This window comes from Bradyrhizobium sp. Tv2a-2, from assembly GCF_000472425.1.
Lineage (GTDB): Bacteria > Pseudomonadota > Alphaproteobacteria > Rhizobiales > Xanthobacteraceae > Bradyrhizobium.
The window spans coordinates 64758-87859 of the sequence record NZ_AXAI01000006.1; the positions used below are offsets into that span (position 1 = coordinate 64758).

General features: G+C 61.6%; 13 protein-coding genes. 7 read left to right on the forward strand and 6 right to left on the reverse strand.

Annotated elements, in window-relative coordinates:
- Window positions 1-499: 499 nt before the first annotated feature.
- The 4 genes from A3AI_RS42670 (at window position 500) to A3AI_RS0113535 (ending at window position 5205) form a co-directional block, all read left to right on the forward strand.
- Window positions 500-2836 (forward strand): coiled-coil domain-containing protein, encoded by a 2337-nt coding sequence (locus A3AI_RS42670; RefSeq protein WP_051382388.1) that lies wholly within the window; start codon window positions 500-502, stop codon window positions 2834-2836.
- Between the two features lie 65 nt (window positions 2837-2901).
- Window positions 2902-3942, forward strand: a complete 1041-nt coding sequence (locus A3AI_RS0113525) for a TAXI family TRAP transporter solute-binding subunit (RefSeq protein ID WP_024516092.1) — start codon at window positions 2902-2904, stop codon at window positions 3940-3942.
- Window positions 3939-4571: a hypothetical protein gene (locus tag A3AI_RS0113530; RefSeq protein WP_024516093.1), complete on the forward strand. Its 633-nt coding sequence runs from the start codon at window positions 3939-3941 to the stop codon at window positions 4569-4571. Before A3AI_RS0113525 ends, A3AI_RS0113530 begins: the two co-directional genes overlap by 4 nt.
- A gap of 37 nt (window positions 4572-4608) precedes the next feature.
- Window positions 4609-5205 carry a DsrE family protein gene (locus tag A3AI_RS0113535; RefSeq protein ID WP_024516094.1) on the forward strand — a complete coding sequence of 199 codons (597 nt, stop codon included), beginning with the start codon at window positions 4609-4611 and terminating at the stop codon, window positions 5203-5205.
- A 52-nt stretch (window positions 5206-5257) separates the two neighbouring features.
- Here A3AI_RS0113535 and A3AI_RS0113540 read toward each other — a convergent pair whose 3' ends face one another.
- Window positions 5258-5446: a hypothetical protein gene (locus tag A3AI_RS0113540; protein ID WP_024516095.1), complete on the reverse strand. Its 189-nt coding sequence runs from the start codon at window positions 5444-5446 to the stop codon at window positions 5258-5260.
- 626 nt (window positions 5447-6072) lie between these two features.
- Here A3AI_RS0113540 and A3AI_RS0113550 point away from each other — a divergent pair.
- A complete protein-coding gene (locus A3AI_RS0113550) occupies window positions 6073-6384 on the forward strand; it encodes a hypothetical protein (RefSeq protein WP_024516096.1) in 312 nt (103 codons plus the stop codon).
- Window positions 6385-6539: 155 nt separating this feature from the next.
- Here the strand turns inward: A3AI_RS0113550 and A3AI_RS46215 are convergent, their stop codons facing one another.
- The 3 genes from A3AI_RS46215 to A3AI_RS0113570 all read right to left on the reverse strand — a co-directional run bounded on the left by A3AI_RS46215 (window position 6540) and on the right by A3AI_RS0113570 (window position 10101).
- On the reverse strand, window positions 6540-6740 hold the full coding sequence (locus A3AI_RS46215; RefSeq protein WP_024516097.1) for a hypothetical protein: 201 nt from the start codon (window positions 6738-6740) through the stop codon (window positions 6540-6542).
- A gap of 1196 nt (window positions 6741-7936) precedes the next feature.
- A complete protein-coding gene (locus tag A3AI_RS45245) occupies window positions 7937-8422 on the reverse strand; it encodes an ester cyclase (RefSeq protein WP_084800912.1) in 486 nt (161 codons plus the stop codon).
- Window positions 8423-9462: 1040 nt separating this feature from the next.
- Window positions 9463-10101: a hypothetical protein gene (locus A3AI_RS0113570; RefSeq protein WP_024516100.1), complete on the reverse strand. Its 639-nt coding sequence runs from the start codon at window positions 10099-10101 to the stop codon at window positions 9463-9465.
- An 893-nt stretch (window positions 10102-10994) separates the two neighbouring features.
- Between A3AI_RS0113570 and A3AI_RS0113580 the strand changes: the two genes are divergently transcribed.
- On the forward strand, window positions 10995-13748 hold the full coding sequence (locus A3AI_RS0113580; RefSeq protein WP_024516102.1) for a cation-translocating P-type ATPase: 2754 nt from the start codon (window positions 10995-10997) through the stop codon (window positions 13746-13748).
- Window positions 13749-13852: 104 nt separating this feature from the next.
- Here the strand turns inward: A3AI_RS0113580 and A3AI_RS0113585 are convergent, their stop codons facing one another.
- Complete coding sequence (locus tag A3AI_RS0113585; protein ID WP_024516103.1) at window positions 13853-15547, reverse strand: Na/Pi cotransporter family protein; 1695 nt, start codon at window positions 15545-15547, stop codon at window positions 13853-13855.
- 620 nt (window positions 15548-16167) lie between these two features.
- Between A3AI_RS0113585 and A3AI_RS0113590 the strand changes: the two genes are divergently transcribed.
- The gene (locus A3AI_RS0113590) at window positions 16168-17070 is read left to right on the forward strand and encodes a polyphosphate kinase 2 family protein (protein ID WP_024516104.1); all 903 of its coding nucleotides are present in this window, start codon (window positions 16168-16170) and stop codon (window positions 17068-17070) included.
- Window positions 17071-17321: 251 nt separating this feature from the next.
- Here A3AI_RS0113590 and A3AI_RS0113595 read toward each other — a convergent pair whose 3' ends face one another.
- The gene (locus A3AI_RS0113595; protein WP_051382389.1) at window positions 17322-22880 is read right to left on the reverse strand and encodes a trifunctional serine/threonine-protein kinase/ATP-binding protein/sensor histidine kinase; all 5559 of its coding nucleotides are present in this window, start codon (window positions 22878-22880) and stop codon (window positions 17322-17324) included.
- Between the last annotated feature and the right edge of the window lie 222 nt (window positions 22881-23102).

Below are 23102 nucleotides of genomic sequence, written 5' to 3' on the forward strand. Positions count from 1 at the left end.
AGCAGCAACGGCAACGCTCAAGCGTAGCTATTATATGCGGCAAAATCTTAATTCGAGCTTAGCCGGACTGAACCTTCTTTGCCGTTTGGCGGTACGTCATAACCGTAGCCGAAGATATATAACGCCCGAGCCGCCAGGCTTCGAGGCGCGGGCCCCCTCTTCTTCGCAATTGCTGTTAGCCCGAAATGGGTAGGTCGGCTCTCCTTGCTGGGCATAGGAGTCGTCTCGCTGCCAAGCGTATGGTGATCCATCAGACCGGGGGCATGTCGCCATGCGGCAGCTTATTGAGGATCCACTCGGAAATCGGACGGCCGTCAACGATGACGTGAGCGCTGGCTGTCGAGCCGATGGAGACATCGGTAACTCGGTCTTCGCCCGAGGGTCCATCAGAGGAGTCTCCGCACGCGCCGCGCGATCAGTGCCCGTGTGCATCATTGCATCATCTCTCCTCGTGACAACCTGGATGCAGGAATCGCGGGCTTCTCCCGAGGCGCGATACATGCAAGCCGATGCGCGCAGCCGCACGCAATGGATCGTCCGCCAAGTCGATTTCGGCGGAGCAGCGGGCGATCGCGTGCGCGCGGATGGATTCGCCGGCGCATTGGTGCGACTTGCCCAAGCAACGCCCGACGATCCCGAGGATCTGCGGAAAAGACTGGACCTGGAGCACCGCAGGGCGGAGTTGCTGGCGCATGAGCTCTCGATCACGCGGCACCTCGAAATGCTGTTAACATTGCAGCAGGGCCGCGCCGAGGCGGCGCGGATCAAGCAATTGCCGGAGAGCGCTCGTACCGAGCTGCCAGTCAGCGTCGATCAGGAGCACGCCCGCCTGAGACGGGAAGCCGAGAGTGGCGCCGCCGAGCTGTGCAGAATTTTGCCAGGCAATCCAGTGGACCTGTCGGAGCCGGCCGCCGCCGAGCTACGGACGTCGCTACAACAAGAGCGCGACCGGGCCGCCCGTCTGGAGCAGGATCTTGCCGCGGCCAAGCGAGATGGAGCGGTACAAGCCGCGCTGATGGCCAAGACGAACCCGAACGCTGCGCAGGTGGAGGGAGCGACGGAAAGCAATGCGGCGGAGCTGAAAAAATCCCTGCAGCAGGAACGAGAGCACGCGGCGCAGATGGAGAAGGATCTGGCCGCGGCGCGGCACAATGTCGAGACCCAGACGGCGCTCGCCACCCGGGCAAGCGAGGACGCGAGGCAGACGAAGGCGGCCGCGGAAAGCGGTGCGGCGGAGCTCAAGAAGTCCCTGCAGCAGGACCGAGACCACGTAGCGCAGATGGAGAAGGATCTGGCTGCTGCTCGGCACGATGTCGAGATCCAGACGGCGCTCGCAGCCCAGGCGAGCGAGGACGTGAGGCAGACGAAGGCAGCCGCGGATAGCAGTACGGCGGAGCTGAAGACGTCCCTGGCGCAGGAACGGGAGCACGCTGGGCGGCTGGAGAAAGACCTCGCCACGACGCGGCGCAATGTCGAGGCCCAGACGGCGCTCGCAGCAAGGGCGAGCGAGGATGCGAGGCAGGCGAAGGCAGCAGCGGAAGGCGATGCGACGGAGCTGAAGAAGTCCGTACAGCAGGAAAGGGAGCACGCAGCGCAGCTGGAGAAGGGTTTGGCGGCGGCGCGGCGCGATGTCGAGACTCAGACGGCGCTGGCATCCAAAGCGGCCGAGGAAACCAACCAGCTGAAGCAAGCCTCCGAGCAGGGTTCTGTCGAACTGAAGCGATCGCTGCAGAAAGAGCATGAGCGGGCCGAGGCGTTGGCAAAGGACCTCTCGACAGCGCACGCAACCATCTACGCGTACGAGGCTCAAACACGCAAGGCCAGCGATCAGGCGGCAAAATCCCAGCAGGCAGGCGAGAACGACGCGACGGCGCTGCGACAATCCTTGCAGCAGGAGCAGGAGCGGGCGGGGAGGTTGGAGCGGGAGCTCGCGGCAGCGCGGCGTGACGTTGAAAGCCAAACTGCGCTCGTCGCCAAGGCGAGCGAGGATGCCGTCCGGTCGAAGGACGCCGCACAGAGTGGCTCCGCCGAACTGCAACGCGCACTGCAAAAGGAGCAGGAGAGGACCTCGGCGCTGGTTCAGAACCTGTCAATGGTGCACACCGCGATCTACACCTACGAGGTTCAAGCGCGTATGGCTAACGACCAGGCAGTAGCCCGCGCGGAATCGGCCGCGAGCAGTGCGGCAGAGCTGCGAAATTCCCTTCAGCAGGTACAGGCGCGCGCGACGCGACTGCAGCAGGATCTGGCAGCTGCGCGGCGCGATCTTGAGACGCAGACTGCGCTGGCGGCCAAGGCGGGCGCCGAAGGGGCCCGGCTGAAACAAGCTGCCGACGACAGCTCCGCCGAGTACCAGAAATCGTTGCAGCAGGAGCGTGACAAGACCGCGCGGCTGGAGCTGGAGCTCGCGTCCGAGCGGAAGACGAAGGACATGTCCGCCACCGTGACCGCGGCTCGGATCACGCCGGACAAGCCGCTCGCGATGGACGCGATCAAGCCGGTCGCAGTCAACCAGGCACCCGCTACGGCTGCGCGAGGCGACGCCAAGCCAGATCCCGTGAATGCTGCGGAAGTCGCACGATTGGTGGCTCGCGCAAGTGTGCTGCTTGAACAAGGCGATATCGGTTCGGCGCGGATAGTGCTTGAGCGCGCCGCCGACACCGGCAATGCGCAGGCAAGTTTCGCGCTCGCGGAGAGTTACGATCCGCTCGTTCTTCGCAAATGGGGAGCGTATGGGACGCTCGGTGATGTGGCGAAAGCGCGCGATCTCTATGCAAGAGCGCAGGCCGGCGGCATCAAGGAAGCGAGAGAACGGTTCGATGCGCTGCGCCGATGATGTTCGAAGTTAACGAGCAGCAGCGCGAGCGGAATGGGAATTTGCACCAGAAAGGAGCCGATCAAATGAGCACTCCCAGGCTATGGCCACTGTTCGCGCTGGCGGCATTGGTGTCGGTGCTCTCGGCGCTTCCGACAAGCTGGCTCGATGCGCGGACCAAGGATGGCAAAGCGCGAAGCGTTCATGTGGTGCCGCGGCAGGCGCCGACGCCTGCGCCGCAGGAGACCATGAACGCCTGGACGGTCGGTCTGGCCGGCGGCCTCATCGAGGGCGCGCCGATCCGCTTTGCCGCGGAGATTTCCCGCGTGGTCGACGATGGAGACAATCTGCATGTTCTGCCGGTTGTGACGCGGGGACCGACGGAGAATGTCAATTCGCTGCTCTATCTACGGGGCATCGACGCAGCAATCATCAATTCCGACGTGCTCGATGAGTACAAGAGCCAGGTGCCGGATATCCAGCACCGGCTGACCTACGTGCTCAACCTCTTTCCCTCCGAGCTGCATATCTTCGTACGGCCGGAAATTCAGAGTCTGAAAGACCTCGTCGGCAAGAAAGTGAATTTCAATACCCAGGGTACTGCCGCAGCCTATTCGGGACCGCTGATCTTCAGTCGCCTCGGTCTCGATGTGGAGCAGACATTCATCCCACATCAGGTTGCGCTGGAACAGATGCGCAAAGGCGAGATGGCGGCGGTGGTGTTCATCACATCGAAGCCTGTCGATGCGTTCGTGCGCGGACGCTGGGAGCCTGGTTTCAAATTCCTGCCCGTCTCCTACGACAGCAAGCTCGAGGACTATTATCTTCCTGCCTCTCTTGAGGCGACCGATTATCCCGGCCTTATCAAGCAGGGCGAGCACGTGGCGACGATCTCGGTGCCGACGGCCCTGGTTGCGTACAACTGGCAGCCAAATACAAACCGCTATGAACGCGTCGCGCGCTTTGTCGACCACTTGTTCTCGCGGATCGACAGGTTGCAAGCGCCGGGCTTCGATCCGAAATGGAAATCGATCAATCTTGCGGCGACGGTTCCGGGGCTTGTGCGCTTTCCCGCCGCACAAGCATGGCTCGACGCTCACTCGCGCCCGACGCAGGCATCGCAATGAAACGCGCGACTCTCTTGACCTCGGTCGCGGTCGTACTGACGGGTAGGATCGCACTGGCGCAGGGGGGAGACGATCCGATTGCGCAGCTTCGCGCCTGCTCACTGATGGAACGGGCGGATCGGCTGGAATGCCTGGACAAGCTGTCACGGTCCACCGTCCCTGCGACTGCTCCGGTGCCGAGAGAGGATGGTTGGACTATCAGTCAGACGAGATCACCTGTCGATTACTCGCCGATCGCCACCGCGACAAAATCGTCGCGTGAGGTTGCAGGCAGCGGTGCGATGCAGCTCTCGATTCGGTGTCGCGGCGGACGCACCGAAATTGCGATCGCCGGACCTGCCGTCTCGGGCCACGGCGATGATTACGCCATTTCCTATCGAGTCAATGGCGGTCAACCCGTGCAGATCGCGGCGGCCGCACCGGCGCTGGGTAGCGGCGTCGCTTTCAAAGCCGACGCGGTCGCCTTGATACAGTCGTTGGCCGGCGATGGTGAATTCGCCGTGCACCTCTCGCCCCGTGTGGGAGCCTCTCAAGATGCCGTTTTCTCTCTGACCGGACTGGAGACGGTGCGCGCAAAGATCAGCGCTCCATGCAAATGGCCACATGCCATCGCGAGGCCGAACGAGTGACGATCGGTGGAAGACATTCCTCAATGGGAGACGAATCATGATCAAGCTTCGATACATTGCGAGAGTAGCGGCGTTTGGAACCACGGCGCTCCTGCTCGGCGCATCGCCGTCTATGGCCGGTGAATATTGGCATCCGCCGGGCACACCGGACACAGCAGTTGAACGAGCGAACCCGACGACAAAGCATGCGGCGCTTTCCAGGATCGCGCGGATGCGCAATCGCGCGGCGTTTGCGCGTATGACCGAGCCCGCAACGGTCAAGAGCAAGGAGCACCATCTGATCCTGCAGGTGAATACGAATGATCCTGGCGCGATGAATCTCACGCTAAACAACGCGATGAATGTCACGCAATACTATAAGGACCGCGACGAGAAGGTGAAGATCGAGGTGATCACGTTCGGGCCCGGCCTGAATATGTTGCGTCAGGACACTTCGCCGGTGAAGGCGCGGATTGAGACCATGGCGCTGAGCACGCCGGAAGTGTCGTTCAAGGCCTGCGGCAACACCCAGGAGAACATGCGCAAGGCCGAGAACAAGGACATCCCGATCGTTCCACAGGCCCAAGTTGTCAAATCCGGCGTCGTGCGCGTCATGGAACTCGAGGAGCAGGGCTGGACTTACGTGAAGCCATAAGCAGGATCATTGTTCAACGGCGAGGATGGCGCCGTTAGCCGTACCCGCGAGGTCAGCAACCTGAGTAGCGAGGATCGGGCTCCATAATCTCTCGCAGATAGGCTGCACCGAAGGCCAGAAGCTGTTCGTCGGTTTTGCCGGTCGACGCCAGCAATCGCATATAATTCAAAAGCCTTTGTTGGGTCGGTCGGCTGACCTCGCCACCGTAAGAACGCACAACGCTGTTGACGATGTTGTCCAAGGCTACACCGCAAACTCACTTTACTACGCCGACGCGCGCAGTGCAGCATTCGGCCCGCGGGCCGTCAATATGCTCAGGGGTATCGATGCCGGCAATTTGGAGGAGGAGGCTCGTCGAGCTGGCTTTGGTGTCTCGCGCGGCCCGGTCTCAACGGGGCAATCGTCATGGGAGGTTGGGAAAGTTAGCGGTGAGCCGTTTGTCGGTTCTTCATTCGCCTCGGGAGGGTCCGACAAAACGTCAATGTCGATCGTCTATATCGAACGACATAGACCAACTGGAATTTTACCATCGAAACTATTTCGAACCGTAGATTTACAATTCCTGGAGACTGTACTCAGCATCGGCAGTTCACACGTGGCTCTCGCTGCAGGGGTAGGTCTCAATGGATTGGTTTGAGCGCTCTTTCGTGATCTCGGCCGTTGCCGGCGTCCTGGTCTTTTCGGCGCTCGTGGCTTGGCTAGCGACGCTGGGATGATCGGACGAGGTGGGACCGACCAGGCGAGTTGTGCGTAGAGTAGACGCGCTCGTCCGTGCCTCTCCTCTCATCGGCTCAAGGGAATCGGGGCAGACCGTCCTGGTGCTGCTTCCGTTCTGTTCGGCATCGCTTTCATTCTGGAGTTCCGTTTATGCGTGTTTCACCATCAATTGTCGCCCATAGGGTCGGCCAAGACACCTATCTCGTACTGGACAACTTTGGCCAACTCGGGCGAGCCTGGCGCGAAACCGACGAAGAGAGTGCTGACCGCGAGACCGTGATCCGCGACCTGCTTACGGGTGAGTACGAGAGCCCCGTCCGTATTGTCGCCTTCAATACGGCTGAGGGCTGGTCCCGTGACGTGACTTTGGATATAGCCGACGAACTGCGCCGACGTTACGTTGAGTGCGACGAGGTACCGGCCTCGGTTCTGGGATTCGTGGAGACCGCAAGACGGCGTTGATTCGGGGTGCCAAAGTCTGCGTGCGCGGTCACGAGGGCCGTGCTCGCTTCGATAATTCCGACGAAATCGCCAGCACCACGCTGACCGGGTCGCGACCGGTGAGCTTCACGGATGTGCTGCGTCGCCGCTCTCGTCTGCGCCAATTCCGCCCGAAACTATCTCTCTGGTCGCTCCGTGACATCGCCGGAGACATTCGCTGCAATGGCTTGCTCGACTTCAGACGCCAAGATGCTCAAATGCTCTGCGAGCCTTGCGAACAGCTCTTGCTTCTCCAGATCGGCGGCCAAATCGCTGATCAATTTGCATTCAAAAGCACCCGTGCGGAGCTGTTCCAACTGCTCCCGAAGATCTTTCATTACCCATGGCCTATTCAGACAAATTGATTGGTTTGTATTTCAAGTCGCGCCGATCCATTTCCGAACGAAGCAATTCAGCATATGCACGCAGATTATGACCCACAACGCGGGAGCGTCCTCCGTTCGTGCGATCGGCTTGCACTTGCCGTCGGACACTTTCCCAAAGCGACAAAAGGCTCTCGTCTCGGGAGCTTAAAAAATTCACCGCCAATCTCCTCAAGCAGGCACGCGGATGTTAGCGGCATCTCAAGGGCTGGATTGTTCGCTTGTGAACGTTCCGCGTACAACCCAGATCGCTGTTGCACTCCGGCCACAAGGGCGGGAGCCATTGCTTAACGAACGCCTCGAAGCCGAGCTGCGCTACCTTCGAAACGGATAGATCAGGAGCACGATCCGGTACGGCGGTCTCCCGGCGTTCTGGAGGCGATTTTATGAACAGCCGCGAAGGTCCGAGTAATAGTGTGCCGCAAAGACTTTTCGTGCGCGAAGTTCTCGGGCTCTGTCAAATGACCAATTTTTACGATCAACTTGTTGATCAGGGACGTCACGCGCCGATCATGCGAGTTAAGCGACCGGAGGACGATCAGTCGCCGTCGTGTCTCAAGTAGGTCGAGGCGTGATCGCAATCGAATTGTCCTGGTTCCGCGAGTTATCGGCCAGTGAACCCTTCCGGTTGGGAGTCTGCGCCCGGCGCAGCGCGCCGTCCATTCTCGGCTTGGGCTACTCCTTCTGCGCGCCCGTGGCGGATGCCGTCCTGGCGCGTCCCGCAAGCGGGGTAGCACAGCACCGTAGATATCTTGCTGGAGCGGGACCAGGGTAAGGGGGAAGTCACCTACCGAGGTGGTCGGATGCCGATGCAGATTGCCGTCACAACAGAACGGCCCCGCACGCGAAACCGAAGCGGGGCCGGCCTCCGGAAGAGAAGCGTTTGCAGGCGCCCGGGGCCAAGCCAGTCTGCAGAGAAGCGCGGCCGGAGGAAACTGCTCAAGAGAGGCGTGGCGCCTACCCCTTTGGGGTGATCGCGACAGCAATCCGTTGTCTTTTGCACTTTGGAATGCGCTTCGCCGTGGCGGGTTTTGCTCGCTCGCCCCGGTTCGGGCGGATTGGCTTGGCCCGGCGATCCCCTGGACGTAACGGGCCTTCGAGCCAAACAAAAGGAACCGCCTGAGGGCGGTCCTTTGCCAACGGTCACTCTCTCATGCCGCTCGGCTCTGTCCGGATGTCGCGCCTGCTGCGCCAATCTGGACCAAGAGTGTGAGCAGGTCGAAATAATGCACGTCGGATTTGATCCTTTCGCCTTCGACCTGGATCACGGAGCACGCCGGCAGTTCGACCGCGCGGTTCGATGCCGGAATGGTTCCCGTCGGTGTCTGCAGCGGCCCGGTCTGTGTGCCAGTCCAAAGAAGTTCGAGGACGGCGACGTCCCCGATGACCAGTTCGCGGACGATGGTGCCGTTCGCATCAGGGAAAGCGGTCGCCCACATTTGCAGACCGTCGATGATCTGTTGCGGGCCCTGGATGCGGCGGTTGGTTGCCTTCTCGTCATACACCGCATCGCTCGCATAGAGCGCCTTCATTCTGTTCCAGTCCTTATCGTTGAAGGCGGTAATTGAGGACTTCGCGATTTCAAGAGCGTTCGCCATAGTTTGCAACTCCTCCTGCGCGCGCCAAAGAGGCTGCATGCCCAAGCGGCTGTGATCGCCTCATGTGGAGCGGTGCGGCGCGGAGCATCGCCCCACGATTGATTGGTCTTGGGAGGGCGCCCGCGGTTCAGGCCCTTTCAGCAAGACCCGGAACGCCCGCCGGACGACGGGTAATCTGCTTCGTGCCGTGCCCCGGGCGGAGCGCAACCGGCCGGTCAGAAGACGAAAAGAGCCCGGTGCTGGAGTCAGGCTGGTTGAGCAATCTGCGGCGAATCGTGCGATGGCATACGCTGCAACGGCGGTAGGTGTTCCACAGACGCGTTTGTCGGTGTTGGGTAATCCTTCTGCGTGCTCACTTTGTTGCGCTACTGGAGAATAATCTGAATCGCCCCCGGACTTTAGCCCAGCCCCCCGTCCGGCGGGTGGGCGGCCCTGCCGAGGTCGGTAGGGGCGGGGCCGTTCGGGGGAGATTTTCGGCCGGGTCGGGAGTTGCCGCGCTTCTGTACCCGCTCGGTCGTCAGCGCGAGGCCGAGGCGGCCGGGTGAATTCACTAGAGCTTCGAAGCCAACCGAAAGTATGCGCAATTGCGGTTTCCGGTATTGGCGCAAGCGACCTTATCAGCGATGCGCCGACAATTCGACCTGCCGTCGCTTCTGGCGAACAGTTCCACTGCTCGTTCGTGATATCGACGACAAGCCTTCAGGCAGCGGGAGCGGTGTCAGCCCGATTGCAGTGGCTCCCCGCAGACGCGGACATACCAACCTGCGCGCCGATCGGAATGACCTTCGCGGACCTGGCGGCAATTGGCGCTGCGGGCGCCAAGTTCATCGGCACCCAACTTCAAAGGCTTACAAAACCGAGCCCGATGAGTACGAGGAAGCTCGTCGCCGCAGCGACGAAGAACCAGCGCTCTACGATGTCCATGGCCCCAGCCCCTACGCAAAGGTCATCAGAACGAAATCTTGCGTCGCGGAGTTGGTGGCTGTCTATATCAAACGTGGGATTAATCCTTTCGGGTGATGGCGGATCCGCGAGACGAACGGCCGCCGCGTCGGCCTCGGTCAAGTCTTTCGACCGATTCATGCCGCAGCCGTATCTTCCTTGTCCGCGTCAAGTCTCGCAACTTTGCGCGCGGGCGGCCACCATTGCCGGATCATGGCCTGACGAGTTGCTGAATGACTGGAAGGCCGGAAAGGCGTGGGCATGGCGCACTCCAGGCGGTCGATCGCGCGACTGGCGCTTAGTGCATGCTGCTCGCCGTTGAAGCGGACTGTCTCAATGGCACGATCGTTCGGCATCGTCCTTTTGAAACCGAGATGCGCCAGTGCTGCCAGTTGCAGGAGATCGTCGCTCCTGAGCTCGAGGCGAATTCTGTCTTCGCGCGGTAGCATTTGTCCGCGACAGGTCTCGAACCCCTTGCGCCAGCAGGCACGTCCCACGGCGTCTCCGAAGGTCCAGAGGCTCGCTTGGTAACGCTGAAAGGCCTTCTCCGACGACGGGTCGCAGGGAAGAGCTTCCACAGCTTCGATGGCTTTGGTGACATGCTGCGGGATAGCCAGTCCAACCGTATGATAGTGTGACTGAAGTCCCCGGAGGATCTCGCGCGTCGCCAACCGAATTCCGGTTATACGCCCCTTGCTGAAGTAAGATCTTGCGCAGGAGAAGACGGCGGCGACAAGCAGAAGCTGCAAGGTCAGCATAAAGACAAAGACATCCATCGAGGAACCCCCATCACGGCAACCTCACGCCGGTCCGGATGTCAGCCGCAAAACATCATGCGCTTCCCGATGACTGTCGGGTCGCGTTTTTGGCAGCTTTCCGATTTATGCGTGTTCCCCAGGGCTGCATCATCGCAGTTTGAGGTTACCGGCAGGTATACGTGAGTTCCGCTTCAGCCGCGCTAGGCGCGATACGGGCAGACCATTGGTGCTGTCGGATTCCACGCTGCCGAACCATCGATCACATGACCACGGGTTGCGGAGCCACGACGGATAACGCTTCGACGGAGGAACATGTTGTTGCCCATCGAACTGGGCCCGCTTGCGGATCGCGTCTGCGATTCTTCGCGCAAGAGTCGGCTGACGCGCCTCACCCAAAGATACTCGTGCTCGTGATTATGCCCAACGATCGGGAGGGTGTGCTTGAGCGCGGTCCAGGACCGCCAACATCTTGTTTGCCGTCGGGTTCGACCGCCGCCAACATAGGCGAGACCGCGGTTCATCCAGGTGGCTTCACTGCCGCACGTGCGAAGCGCACCAGGCTCTTTCCGGATCGGATGTTGCGGGTTGATGCGGGTCAATGGATTGACGGGATATGATGCCGCAATTCGTCCTTGCGTTGTGTTTTGCCACGGACGGTGCGAAGATGCCGACGCTCACAGGCGTCGCAACTGAATGCCGTCGTGCCGAATTTTACGTTGACCGCCGGTCTTGGAGGATCGGTCATTGGACGACCGGCAACGCGGCCGCGGCGTTGCTGACGCCCGGTCGGGCGTCGCGCCGCCCGAGATCGTTGAGGGGACGATGCGCTCCATGATGAGACATCACGGTTGCTTCGAATCCTTTCGTCCGGATCGGACGGGCGAGGGAGCCGATTTGGCGGAGTTATGAGCATGAGTCCAGCAGCGAGTGCCACGAGCACGGCCAACGACGTCGTAGCCTGGCACGCGATACCTCAGCATGAGGTCGTGGAGCGACTCGCCACTAGTTCCGCGAAAGGTCTCGATCCAGCCGACGCCGCGGCCCGGCTGCGAAAATACGGGCCCAACCGTTTGCCGGAAGGCAAGAAGCGCGGCCCTTTTGCGAGGTTTCTCACGCAGTTCAACAACATCCTGGTCTACGTGCTGCTCGCCGCAGGATTCACCAAGTTGATGCTGAACCTGTGGGTCGACGCGGCCATTATCTTCGGTGTGGTCGTTCTCAACGCGCTGCTTGGGTTCATTCAGGAGGGCAAGGCGGAGAAGGCACTGGATTCCATCCGCAACATGCTGTCCGCCGAGGCGCGGACGGTGCGCGGCGGCGAGACCCGCATGATCCCCGCCGAGCAACTTGTTCCGGGGGACATCGTGCTGCTGGAATCGGGCGATAAGATTCCCGCAGACCTGCGGCTCATCGAAGCGAAGAATCTTCGGACCGAAGAGGCTGCCCTCACTGGCGAATCGGTGCCGGCGGAAAAGAGCGTCGATGAGGTGTCTGCCAACGCAACGGTCGGGGATCGCGAAAGCATGGCGTTTTCCGGCACGATGGTCGTGTCCGGCCGCGCGACCGGGGTGGTGGTCTCGACCGGCAATCAGACCGAACTCGGCCGCATCAACCAACTGCTCGCCAGCGTCAGCCCGCTCGAGACTCCGTTGCTGCGCCAGATCAAGAAATTCGGCTACGCCATCACCGCAGTGATCGGAGTGATCAGTGTCCTGATCTTCGCCTACGGCAAATGGATGAAGGACATAGACTTCGTGGAGCTGTTCCAGGCAGTCACCGGTATCGCCGTCTCGCTTATTCCGGAAGGCTTACCGGCACTCATCACGATCACCTTGGCCATCGGCGTGCAGCGCATGGCCCAGCGCAACGCCATCATCCGGCGGTTGCCTGCGGTCGAGACGCTGGGTTCAGTGTCGCGGATCTGTTCGGACAAGACGGGCACGCTGACGCTCATGGAAATGATGGTGGTGTCCGCCGTCACCGCCGAGCAAGCCTATCAGGTCACTGGCGACGGCTATTCACCGAAGGGCGAAATCAAAAGAGAGGGGCAGCCGGCGGGCAAGGACCCGGTCCTTACGCTGATGGGGCGCGTCTCCCTGCTTTGCAACGACGCGGAGCTGTTCCAGGAGGAAGGCTCTTGGAAGGTGGAAGGCGATCCGACTGAAGGCGCGCTCTACCCCTTCGCCGCCAAGCTCGGCATGGATCGGCAGGCCGAGCAGGCGGCGTCTCCGCGCATCGACGCCATTCCGTTCGAATCCGAGCACAAATTCATGGCGACGCTGCAGAGAGCCGCGAGCGGCGAGCAAGTCCTGCTGGTCAAGGGCGCCCCGGAAGTTATCCTCGATCATTGCGACCGCCAACAGACCGCCGATGGCCAGCCGAAGCCGCTCGACCGCGAGCACTTCCTGAAACAGTCAGACAGGCTTGCGGCCCAGGGGGAGCGCGTGCTGGCGTTCGCGTGGCTCGAAAATCCGGATGTGAAGGCTGGCGGTCTTACCGCTGCCGACCTGCCGAGGACGCTCGTCCTGCTCGGCCTGATTGGCCTGCTGGATCCGCCGCGTAAGGAGGCCATCGAGGCCGTGAAGGAGTGCCACGGCGGCGGCATCCGGGTCACCATGATCACCGGCGATCACAAGATCACTGCCGCGGCCATCGCCAAGATGCTCGGTCTCGGCGATGGCAAGACGGCGATCACGGGCGCCGAGATCGAGGAGATGGACACCGCGACGTTGCAGGAACGCGTCCGCGTTGTCGACGTCTTCGCGCGCGCCAGCCCAGAACACAAGCTGCGCCTGGTGAAGGCGATCCAGGCCAACAATCAGATCGTGGCGATGACCGGCGATGGCGTAAACGACGCGCCGTCTCTCAAGAAAGCCGACATCGGCGTCGCGATGGGGATCAAGGGCACCGAGGTCACCAAGGAGGCCGCCGGGATGATCCTGGCCGACGACAATTTCGCCTCGATCTCGGCAGCGGTGAAGGAGGGGCGCACCGTCTATAACAATATCGAGAAGGCCATGCTCTTCATGTTACCGACCAACGTCGCGCAGGCGCTGGTCATCGCGGTGGCAATCTTTTTTGGGTTCACCATGCCGATCACGGCCCCGCAGGTGCTCTGGGTCAACATGGTAACCTCGGTTGCGCTTGGTCTCGTCATCTCCTTCGAGCCGCACGAGATCGATGTGATGCAACGGCCGCCGCGCGCGGTGGACCGCCCGATCGTGACCGGCTTCGGGATTTGGCGCATCATCTTTGTCGGCCTGGCGCTCCTTATCTACACCCTGCTGGCATTCTTCTGGATGGAGGCCCAGGGTGCATCGGATGGGCTGGCGCGGACGGTGGCAGTCAATGCCATCACGATCGGCCAAGTCTTTTATCTCTTGAACAGCCGCTATCTGCTGGACTCCTCGCTTTCCTTCAAGGCGCATACGGGCAACAGGTACCTGCCGCTCGGCATCATTGCGGTCGTGATCCTGCAACTGATCTTCACCTACGCGCCACCGTTCCAGGCGATGTTCGGCAACGAGGCCATTCCGCTTTGGGTCTGGCCCTGGCTCCTGGCAGGTGGTTTTGTGTTCTTTCTCGTCGTCGAGGTGGAGAAGCTGATCATTCGCTCGTCAGGTTCGTTGCGAAAGGCGGTTGTCGCCGTGGAAGCCGGCGCGTGAACGATCTGTTGCCGCGCCATGGCGTTTTCGAGCGAAGTGGATACCGGTTTGCGTGAAGAAAGCGCGTCACAACAAGAATCTGCAGCGTCGAGAGAGGCGATGCTCTAGGCTCCTAGGCCGACAAGATGTGCGGCGGAGCGCCAGGCGTGATATGCCAATGTCTCGAGGCGCCGCACGACATCGACGCGAGCGATTGCTTCGTCTGCGGTCAACGCTCCGCTCGCCACCGAACTCAGTGTCGCACTGCGGTGGTCTCTCCGCAGCTCGCCAAGTGCTTTCGCGCAGTGCTCCAGTTGGATAATGGCCTGCTCGGTCGACGCTCCCTCGGCAGGCAGCTCTTTCTTCGAGTCGAGCGGCTCCTTTGACCCGTTGCTGATTGGGGCGGCGTATGAAGAGGCGGGCAGGGTGGCGACCTCTGCCGCGAGCGCTGCTGCGCCACGCATAGCCTCCGCGCACACCTCCGCGGCACGCAGATCCTCAGATCCGTCGAACGGCGTCGCGAATGCAGCTTCGCCCACTGTTTCGGCCAGGCGGGAGGCGTGGTCGAGCGCATGCAATGTGCTGGTGAGCCGTTGTTGCTCGTCCTCCGATTCCGCTGGACCGCTTGCCTCCGACATGAATTCCTGGGCCTGGCGCAGGGCATCGGCAGCCTCCGCCACCGACAGGGCATCCTTGCCGGAACGGGTGGATGCGCCCGGCTTCGCAGTCGCCAGCACTGTCGCGAGCGATCCGCACATCGTTCCGAGCGCGCGCGCAATCGTCTGCCTCACAGCTTCCACGGTCGCGACCGGCGTCACAAGCGCAGCCGGGTCGAGGCTCCGCGTCAGTGGCGAGCCGCGTTCGGGCAGAATACGCTCGACCAATCGCGTGAATCCCTGGATCACCGGCAGCAGAATCAGGACGCCGACGACGTTATAGGCGGTGTGATAGCCCGCAAGCAGCGTCACGCCGTCGATGGTATTGGAGGCACGGATCAACAGAGGCATGGTGACCGGGAAAAGCACCAGCGCGATCACGGCCGCGATCAGCTTGAACAGGATGTATGCGAGCGCCAGGCGCTTGGCGGTGCTGCTCGCGCCGATTGCGGCCATGGCGGAGCTGGTCGCAGTCCCGATATTCTGCCCGATGATCAGCGCGCAAGCCTGGTCCAGTCCGACAGCTCCCGCATAGTGAGCTGACAGCGTCACCGCGATCGCCGCCGTTGACGACTGCATCACGGCAGTCATCAGCAATCCGACCACGACCAGTGCCAGTACGCCGTACAGGCCAGACCACCAACTGGTGCCGAGAACCGCCGGCAGGTCCGCCGGGTGTAGCCGTTCGGCCAGTCCCCCCATGCCCTGCTGCAGCGTTGTCAGGCCAAAAAGCACTAGGGCAAACCCCGCGAGTGCGGCTCCTCCGGCAGACACACGGCCGCGGCCCAGCAACTTGATCAAGGCGCCGACGAAGATCATCGGCAATGCAGCGGCGGTGAGCGAGACGCGGATACCGATCAGTGCAATCAGCCAGCCCGTTCCCGTTGTGCCGACATTCGCACCGAATACGAGGGCTAGCCCCTGCGGAAACGTCAGCACACCGGCGCTCACCAGCCCGATCGTTGTCATGGTCGTTGCGCTGGATGATTGCACGATTAGCGTGACGACGGCGCCCCAGAACGCACCAGACAGAGGGGTCGCCGCCGCCTTGCTGAGAACCGTCCGCAGCCCCGATCCGGCGAGGCCCTTGAGGCCGGCGGTCATCACGCTCATGCCGAGCAGGAATAGACCGACGCCACCGAGGACCGAGACCGTCGTCGACATCAGCGCTCCCTCCAGGGGGCAATCTACAATTGGACCATCCAATATAACGCAGCTGCAACATCTCGCCAGCCAAAGTTGAATGGTTGCTGATCGGGCGATGAAGTCCAAGTCTTCAGTCGCGGCATCCCGTTGGAAGGCCGGTGTCGCTGATGTCGTCGTGCACTGATCAGCTTGTGAACTTCGTTTATACGGCGATGCAGCACATCGATGCGCTGCATCAACTGCTCTTGCTTCTTCCTCACGGGCCTGCGGAGAGAAGGCCGGGGATGCCGGGCTGGCTTTCCCGAACCGTAAGCAGGCAACCAAAACGAGTCGCAGGACCGTCGCGTCGTTGCGTAGGGCGACATCCTTCAAGTGCGCATCGCAGCCCTTGAAATCCTATCGCCGGCAGTGAGCAGTGATCGATCAGCTGTACGTCGGTCCCTGCGCGAATGTCTTGCGTCGCTCCGAGCGATGACGGTTGTGCAGCATTCAGGGGGGAGTGCGCCCGGAGCATCATTGCCGTATAGAATGGTCAAGGCACGGCCATCCAGAGCGCAGAAAGCCTCGGGCAAGGTCAAGTCCCGTGCCGTCGAGCAGACAGCGCGGGAGTGTCTCTTCAAAAAATGGGAGGTTACTCTATGCCGAGAAAAGAGATTCTCGACCAAATCCAGCACTACATCCACCCGTTCAGAGTTACCAACGGCAAGGGCTTTCAACTAAAGGATTTCGATCCTGATGATACGCGCGGCCTGAAGATGGAAAAGGGCGAAGCCGCCGAACTCCTTCAGCGCGGCACTCAGTGGCTCGCGGAAGAACAGGATATGCTCTATGCCCAGGATCGCTGGTCGCTGCTGCTCGTGTTTCAGGCGATGGATGCAGCTGGCAAAGACAGCACGATCAAACACGTCATGTCAGGGGTAAATCCGCAGGGCTGCCAGGTCGTTTCGTTCAAGCAGCCCTCGCGAGAGGATCTCGCCCATGACTTCCTCTGGCGCTATGTCATGCGTCTGCCGGAGCGTGGGCGGATCGGAATATTCAACCGCTCCTACTACGAAGAGGTCCTGGTCGTACGCGTCCACGAGGATATCCTGAAGCGGCAGCGGCTGCCGCCTTCGTTCATGGGCAAGCACATCTGGGACGAACGGCTCGCCGACATCGCGCACTTCGAGAACTATCTTATGCGGCAGGGCGTAGTCATCCTCAAGTTTTTCCTGCATGTGTCGCGCGAAGAACAGAAGAAGCGCTTCATGAAGCGCCTCGACAGCCCGGAGAAGAACTGGAAGTTCTCTGCTTCGGACGTGCACGAGCGCAAGTACTGGCGCGACTATATGCGCTCGTTCGAGGAAGCGATCGGGGCTACGGCAACCGAGCACGCGCCGTGGTACGTGGTGCCGGCTGACAACAAATGGTTCACCAGGCTTGTCGTCGCCGCGGCGATCGTGGAGGCGGTGGAGCAACTCGATCTGGCATATCCGAAGGTGAGCGCAGAGCAGAGGAAGGAGCTGGCGGCCGCACGTGCGGAACTTGCGCGCGAAGCTTAACGCCTGTGGAATGGATGAATTTGATGGCCGCGAGCGGCATGGGACGTCCCAGGCCGGCACCGCTCGCCGCGACCTGCTGCGTGCATTGGCCGGCGTCGCGAGTATCAGCGCGGGGCCGCAAAGCGCATGGTCGATATCCGGTCGGGCGATTCGGACGAGGACGTGAGCCATGGGGCTTTCGAGCATCGGGTAACGCACAGCCCCGCTTCGTCCCACGTGGGCCGCGCCTCGCGACGAGACGTCGATTTCGCTTATCTGGCCGACGGGCCCGGCGGAATGGTCTCGCTCTGTTGAGGCAGGGTGAACTCAAATCTGGCTCCCTCTGATCCGTTCGCGGTTGCCCATAATCGTCCACGATGCGCTTCGATGATTGAACGGCAAATCGACAGCCCCATGCCCAAACCAGTCGGCTTGGTCGTGTAGAAGGCCTCGAAGATGCGCTCCAGAGCGGAGGACGACAGTCCGGGACCTGAATCTTGAACGACCACGTGCACGTCGCCCGACTCCGACTTCCTTGTTCTGATCAGGAGTTCGCGCGGGCGGTCGCTGACGCCGCTCATCGCCTCGACAGCGTTGATGATCAAATTGAGCATCACTTGCTGAAGTTGTACTTGATCTCCGCGAATGAGTGGCAAGCCTTCGGCGAGTTCAGTTTTGATCGAGACGCGATTTTTTTCGGTTTCGCCTCGGGTCAGCTCGATCACCTCGAGGATTGCGCCGTTGACGGCCAGCAAATCCTCTCGTGCCGGTTCTTTCCTGATGAGACCGCGGATTCGACCGATCACCTCGCCTGCGCGCGTGCCATATTTGGCAATTTGATTGAACGACTGACGTACCTGCTCCGGATCGGGCGGTTGACGGTCGAGCCGTCGCAGAGCCGTCTGCGCGGCGATCACCATCCCGGTGATAGGTTGATTGACTTCATGGGCGATCGAGCCCGTGAGTTGGCCCATGGTGGCGAGACGGCTCGCATGCGCTAGCTCCATCTGTACTTCCCGGTAGCGCTGCTCGCTGTCGCGGGCGGCGGCTTCCGCTCGCTTGCGCTCGCTCAGATCGAGAACGTAGGCGACTCCCTGATTCGGTTGTGCCTCGAATGCGGCGGCACCGATCAGGACCGGCACTCGGCTGCCGTCTTTCCTGAAAAACTCCTTTTCACGAGCGCGCATGGCGCCCGTCGTCTTGAGCTCTTCGGCCTCGTGGATGACGTGTTGTTCCTGCCATTCGGGAGGAGTCATATCGAACCACCGAAGCCCTGCGTTCAAATCCTCTCGCTCGTACTGCAGCATGCGGAGAAACGCGTCGTTGGCGTCGATCAGACGTCCGTCCAGATCCCAAATGACGATTCCGATGACATCCGAATCGACCAGGCAACGAATCCTTGCCTCGCGTTCCGCGAGATCCCGGTACAATTTGGAATTCTCGAGAGAGACCGCAGCCTGCGAGGCGAGCAGCTTCAGGACTGGAAGCCGGCTAGCGGCGAAGACCCAGGGGGACAGGTTGTTCTCAAGATATAGCACGCCGAGCAACTTCGCCTGGTTGAGCAATGGCAGGCAGAGAATTGAACGCGCTCGGCGTTGGCGGATATAGGGATCAGCAGCAAACTCCGGCTGCGCTGCGGCATCGTTGAGGATGACACATTCCCGGATGCGCCAGACGTAATTGAGCACCGCCTCCGGCAGCACGCTGCCTGCGACGTCCTCGTCGCGCAGCTGCACGGTTACAATATCTCCGCGCGTCGTGGCTTCTGCGGCGATCCGCTGCGTGGTCCCCTGCGCAAGAATGAGGAGAGCGCGCTCGGCCCCTGCCTGGGTCATCGCCGTTCGCATGAGCGTCTCGAGGAGCTTTTCCAGGAGGATCTCGCTCGAGAGAGCCTGGGAGACCTTGATCACAGTTGCGAGGTCGAGGTGTTCGAGCGGCTCACCGATCGTCCGCATCGGGCTCTGCGTTTGCTCTTCGCGAACAAGGTGAGGGTAGAGCAGATCGAATTGCCGTTCCTTGCCATCGGCACGCCAGCTTCGATAGCAGTGCCTCGCATTACGGCGATACGCGTCAGCGATTGTCTGAGAGCCCCGCGCAGCCCAGAATCGCGCAGCCAACTCGTTGGCGATGCCTTCGTGTTGGACGAAACCCTGCTCGCGCGCCAAGTGTACTGCCTCGTCGTAAAGGCGGATTGCATCAAGCTCGCGCCCCTCCAGCCGGGCCAATTCAGCGTCGAGGAGCGCCGCCCGATGGGCGAGGTTCTTAAGTCCACTCGTTGCCCAGAGCGCGATTTGCTCGTGATGAGCCCTGACTTTTTGTAAATAAAGGGATCGCTCTCCCGCTGTCGTGGAGTCGCAGTGTCCCGCCCAGGCAAGGGCCGCGTAGAAATGGTACTCCGGAAGCTCGATCTGACTCGGCAGTGTCCAAAGTAACCTGTCTGCCCTCAACGCGGCCTCGACCGCATTGGCATAGTGGCCAGCATAAACGGCGGCCTGCAACTTTCGAATCCAATATCGCGAGGCGGCGATGACCAGCCGGGTGTCGTTCTCAAGATGCCGCTCGAATGCGCGCTCGCGGAATTCCGGGTCATTGAATGAGCCCAGGTCCGAGGTCTTTCCCCGGAGCGCCCGGATAAGCCTCAGTTGCGCAACAATGACGTGCCCGATCTGGCCGAACCGGGCTCCCTGCACGAACGCGAGCGCGCTTTCGGCCTCACTTTCCACGTCCTCCAGAGATTCTCCGAGAGCGAGAAGAGTGGTGACGAGGTCAACGCGGGCAAAGGCGGCAAAGGTGAGATCACCGGCTTCCCTTGCAGCCTCGAAGGCGCGTCGCAGCCAGATCCCGCACTCTGCCAAAGGTTGCGTCCAATGGGCGACGTGAACCGCAAACACCGAATAGACAGCCCCTTTGAGGCGGTTGAACCTGCGTTTCTCGACGAGATCCAAGGCAAGCCTGCCGACGCGAACGGCAGCCTGAGGCTGGCCCCAGTAGATCGCGAGGACGCCACCCAGCAAAGCGTAAGCCACGCATGAACCATCGGTGTTGCCATGCTCCAGGCTGAGCGTTGCCATGCGAATGATGATGAGGCGGAATAAATTCAAATCCGTGAACTGCGCTGGTGACAGCAGCGCGGCGAGCACGTTCATGGTTGCGCGCCGGTCCGGATCGCTCATCATTGGCAGATCGAGCAGCGCTTCGAGCGAGCCAGCTTCGAGTTGCTGCCACAATTGACTGCATTCGTGGTTGACGACCTCCGCCGTCGGATGCAGCGACCACTGCGGTTCATGGCGGCGGAGGTATTCAAGGCCGACCGCGACGGCATCGTCACTTCGATCCAGGATCGTATAGAGATTGAGGCGCGCGCAGGCGACGGCAGCGGAGTCGACGACGGTCCGGGCACGTGTTGCCAGATCAGCGAGACGTTGTTCAGCCTCAGCCAATTTCCCGATCAAATACTCGCATTCGCCCCGGTGAAGCTCGAGCTCGAAGATCAATTCGTACCGGTGCTCCCATGATCTTTCGGGTAACAGTGCCGCACCGGCAGTGAGATAGGCGAGCGCGGATGCATACGCCGTCGAGGACTTTGCGCGTTTGCCCGCAGTCAGGTTGAGCTCAGCCACTTGCTCGCGCTCCTCACGTGAAGTGATAAGCGAAGCACCGCGGTTGAGCTGATTGACGATGTCGAAGATCGCTTCCTCCCGTGTTTCGGGAGGCGTATGTGCCGCGAGCAGTCTCCCGATTCGAAGGTGCGCCTCGCCGCGCAGCTCCTCGGGGATCAGGGAGTAGGCGGCCTCTTGAACGCGATCGTGGACGAACCGGTAGGCCCCTGCAACGCGCTCGACCAACTCCTGGCAGCGAGCCGACCATAGAGCCGCGTCGACCTGCTCCTCCGCAATTCCGAGAATCATCGAAAGCGTCGTGACTTCGGCAGCGTTTCCCAGGCAAGCCAGCTCACGCAACGCCTTCTGCGCGTCCGCCGGCAGTTGGACCAGCCTTCCGACCATGAGATCGACGACGTTATCCGTGTATCCCTTGTTGTGAATGCGGTCGAGATCCCAGGACCACTGCGCCGCGTCATGATCGAAGGTGAGCATTCGTTCTTCGGCGAGCGAAGAGATGAATTGAATGGCGAAAAACGGATTGCCGCCGGTTTTCTCGTGCACCAGCCGCGCGAGTGGTGCGGCATGTGCCGGTGGGCAGCGAAGCGCGGCCGCAATCATCTGACCGAGATCTTCCCGGGCGAGAGGCGCAAGCGTGATCGCCGCTATCTTTCCGCCGGCAGTCCTGATGGCGTCGAGCGTCCGCATCAGCGGATTGGCGGCAGTGACCTCGTTGTCGCGATAGGCGCCGATCAGCATGAGGTGCTGCAGATCCGACCGGGTCATCAGATCCTCGATGAGATCGAGCGTCGCGGCATCGAGCCACTGCAGGTCGTCGAGGAACAGGGCCAGCGGGTGTTCCGGCCGGGCAAAGACGCCGAGAAACCGGCGAAACACCAGCTGGAAGCGCCGCTGCGCATCCCGTGGCGCAAGCTCGGAGACCGGCGGCTGCTCTCCGATGATGAGCTTCAACTCGGGGACGACGTCGACCATGAGCCGGCCGTTGGGGCCAACGGCCTCCAGAAGGGCCTCACGCCAACGGTTCAGCTCGGCATCACTCTTGCCGAGGAGCGGACGGACAAGGCTCTGAAAGGCCTGAGCGAGCGTCGCATAGGGGATGTCGCGTTTGAACTGGTCGAATTTGCCCGCGGCGAAGAGCCCGCGCGACGGTACCAGCGGCCTGTGCAGTTCGTTGACGACCGAGGACTTGCCGATCCCGGAATAGCCCGAGACCAGCACCAGCTCTGGCGCACCACCTTGGACGATGCGATCGAAGGCGGCGAGCAAGGCTTCGACCTCGCGCTCGCGGCCATAGAGCTTTTCGGGGATCAACAGCCGGTCGGGCGTATCCTGTTGGCCGAGGGGGAAGTCATCGATCATTCCCCGGACTTCCCATTCCGCGAGGCAGCGTCGCAGGTCGTGCTCGACGCCGGCCGCGGTCTGGTAACGCTCCTCGGCCGTCTTGGCGAGCAGCTTCATGATGATGGCCGAGATCGCGGCCGGGATAGTCCTCACCCGCTGGCCAGGCGGCACGGGCTTTCTTGCAACATGGCAGTGCACCCACTCCATGGGGTCGGCCGCAATGAATGGCAGAGCGCCCGTGATCATCTCGAACAGCGTGACGCCGAGCGCATAGAGGTCGCTGCGGGCGTCGATCGAGCGGTTCATGCGCCCGGTCTGTTCGGGCGCCATGTAGGCGAGGGTGCCGGCGATCGTCTCGGGTGGCTCAGGCGCGGGCCGCTCGCGTGGCGACCGTGACGCGATGCCGAATCCTGTGAGCCTGACTTCGTTGGTCGTGGCGTTGACCAGAATATTGGCCGGCTTGATATCCTTGTGAACGAGGCCGCGTTGGTGCGCCTTGCCGAGAGCACTGGAAATCCCGATGGCGAAGCGGAAGAGGCGTCCCAGCTCCAGGGGCGCGCCGAGCAGGCGGGAGAGCGGCTCAGCACCCGGATCCTCCAGCACCAGCATGCTCCGACCGCCCTCGCGCACGAGCTCCAGCGGACGGACTGCCCAGGCAGCATTCAGCTCATTCCTCAGGCCATATTCGTGTGCGAGACGATCGATACCGGCGCGTGTCGGGTGGTCCGTGGCAAGCAGAACGGCGAGCACCGTGTCCTGGTCGCCGTCAGCGGACCCGCGGTGGGCCCGACAGAAGATGCGATCCCCGTCCTGCCACAAGACCTGGAAGCTGCGATCGCCGTCGGAGGAGAACTGACTCAAAGGACTCATCGGCGGGTCTCCGCCATCAAGCCCGTGACGGCTGTCGCGCTGCTCGCTGGAGCACGGGATGGCAACCGGGTGAGTGTGGCCATGGCCGTCTGCACTACCTATTTTATTTGATGTATGCCTACGTGTGCGCCGGGCGGTCAACGCGGGTACAAACGCGCGCAATTTGGGTTAATTTGGAACGCAGATGTTCCCGATCCATCCCGTGCAGAGGATAGGGTAAAG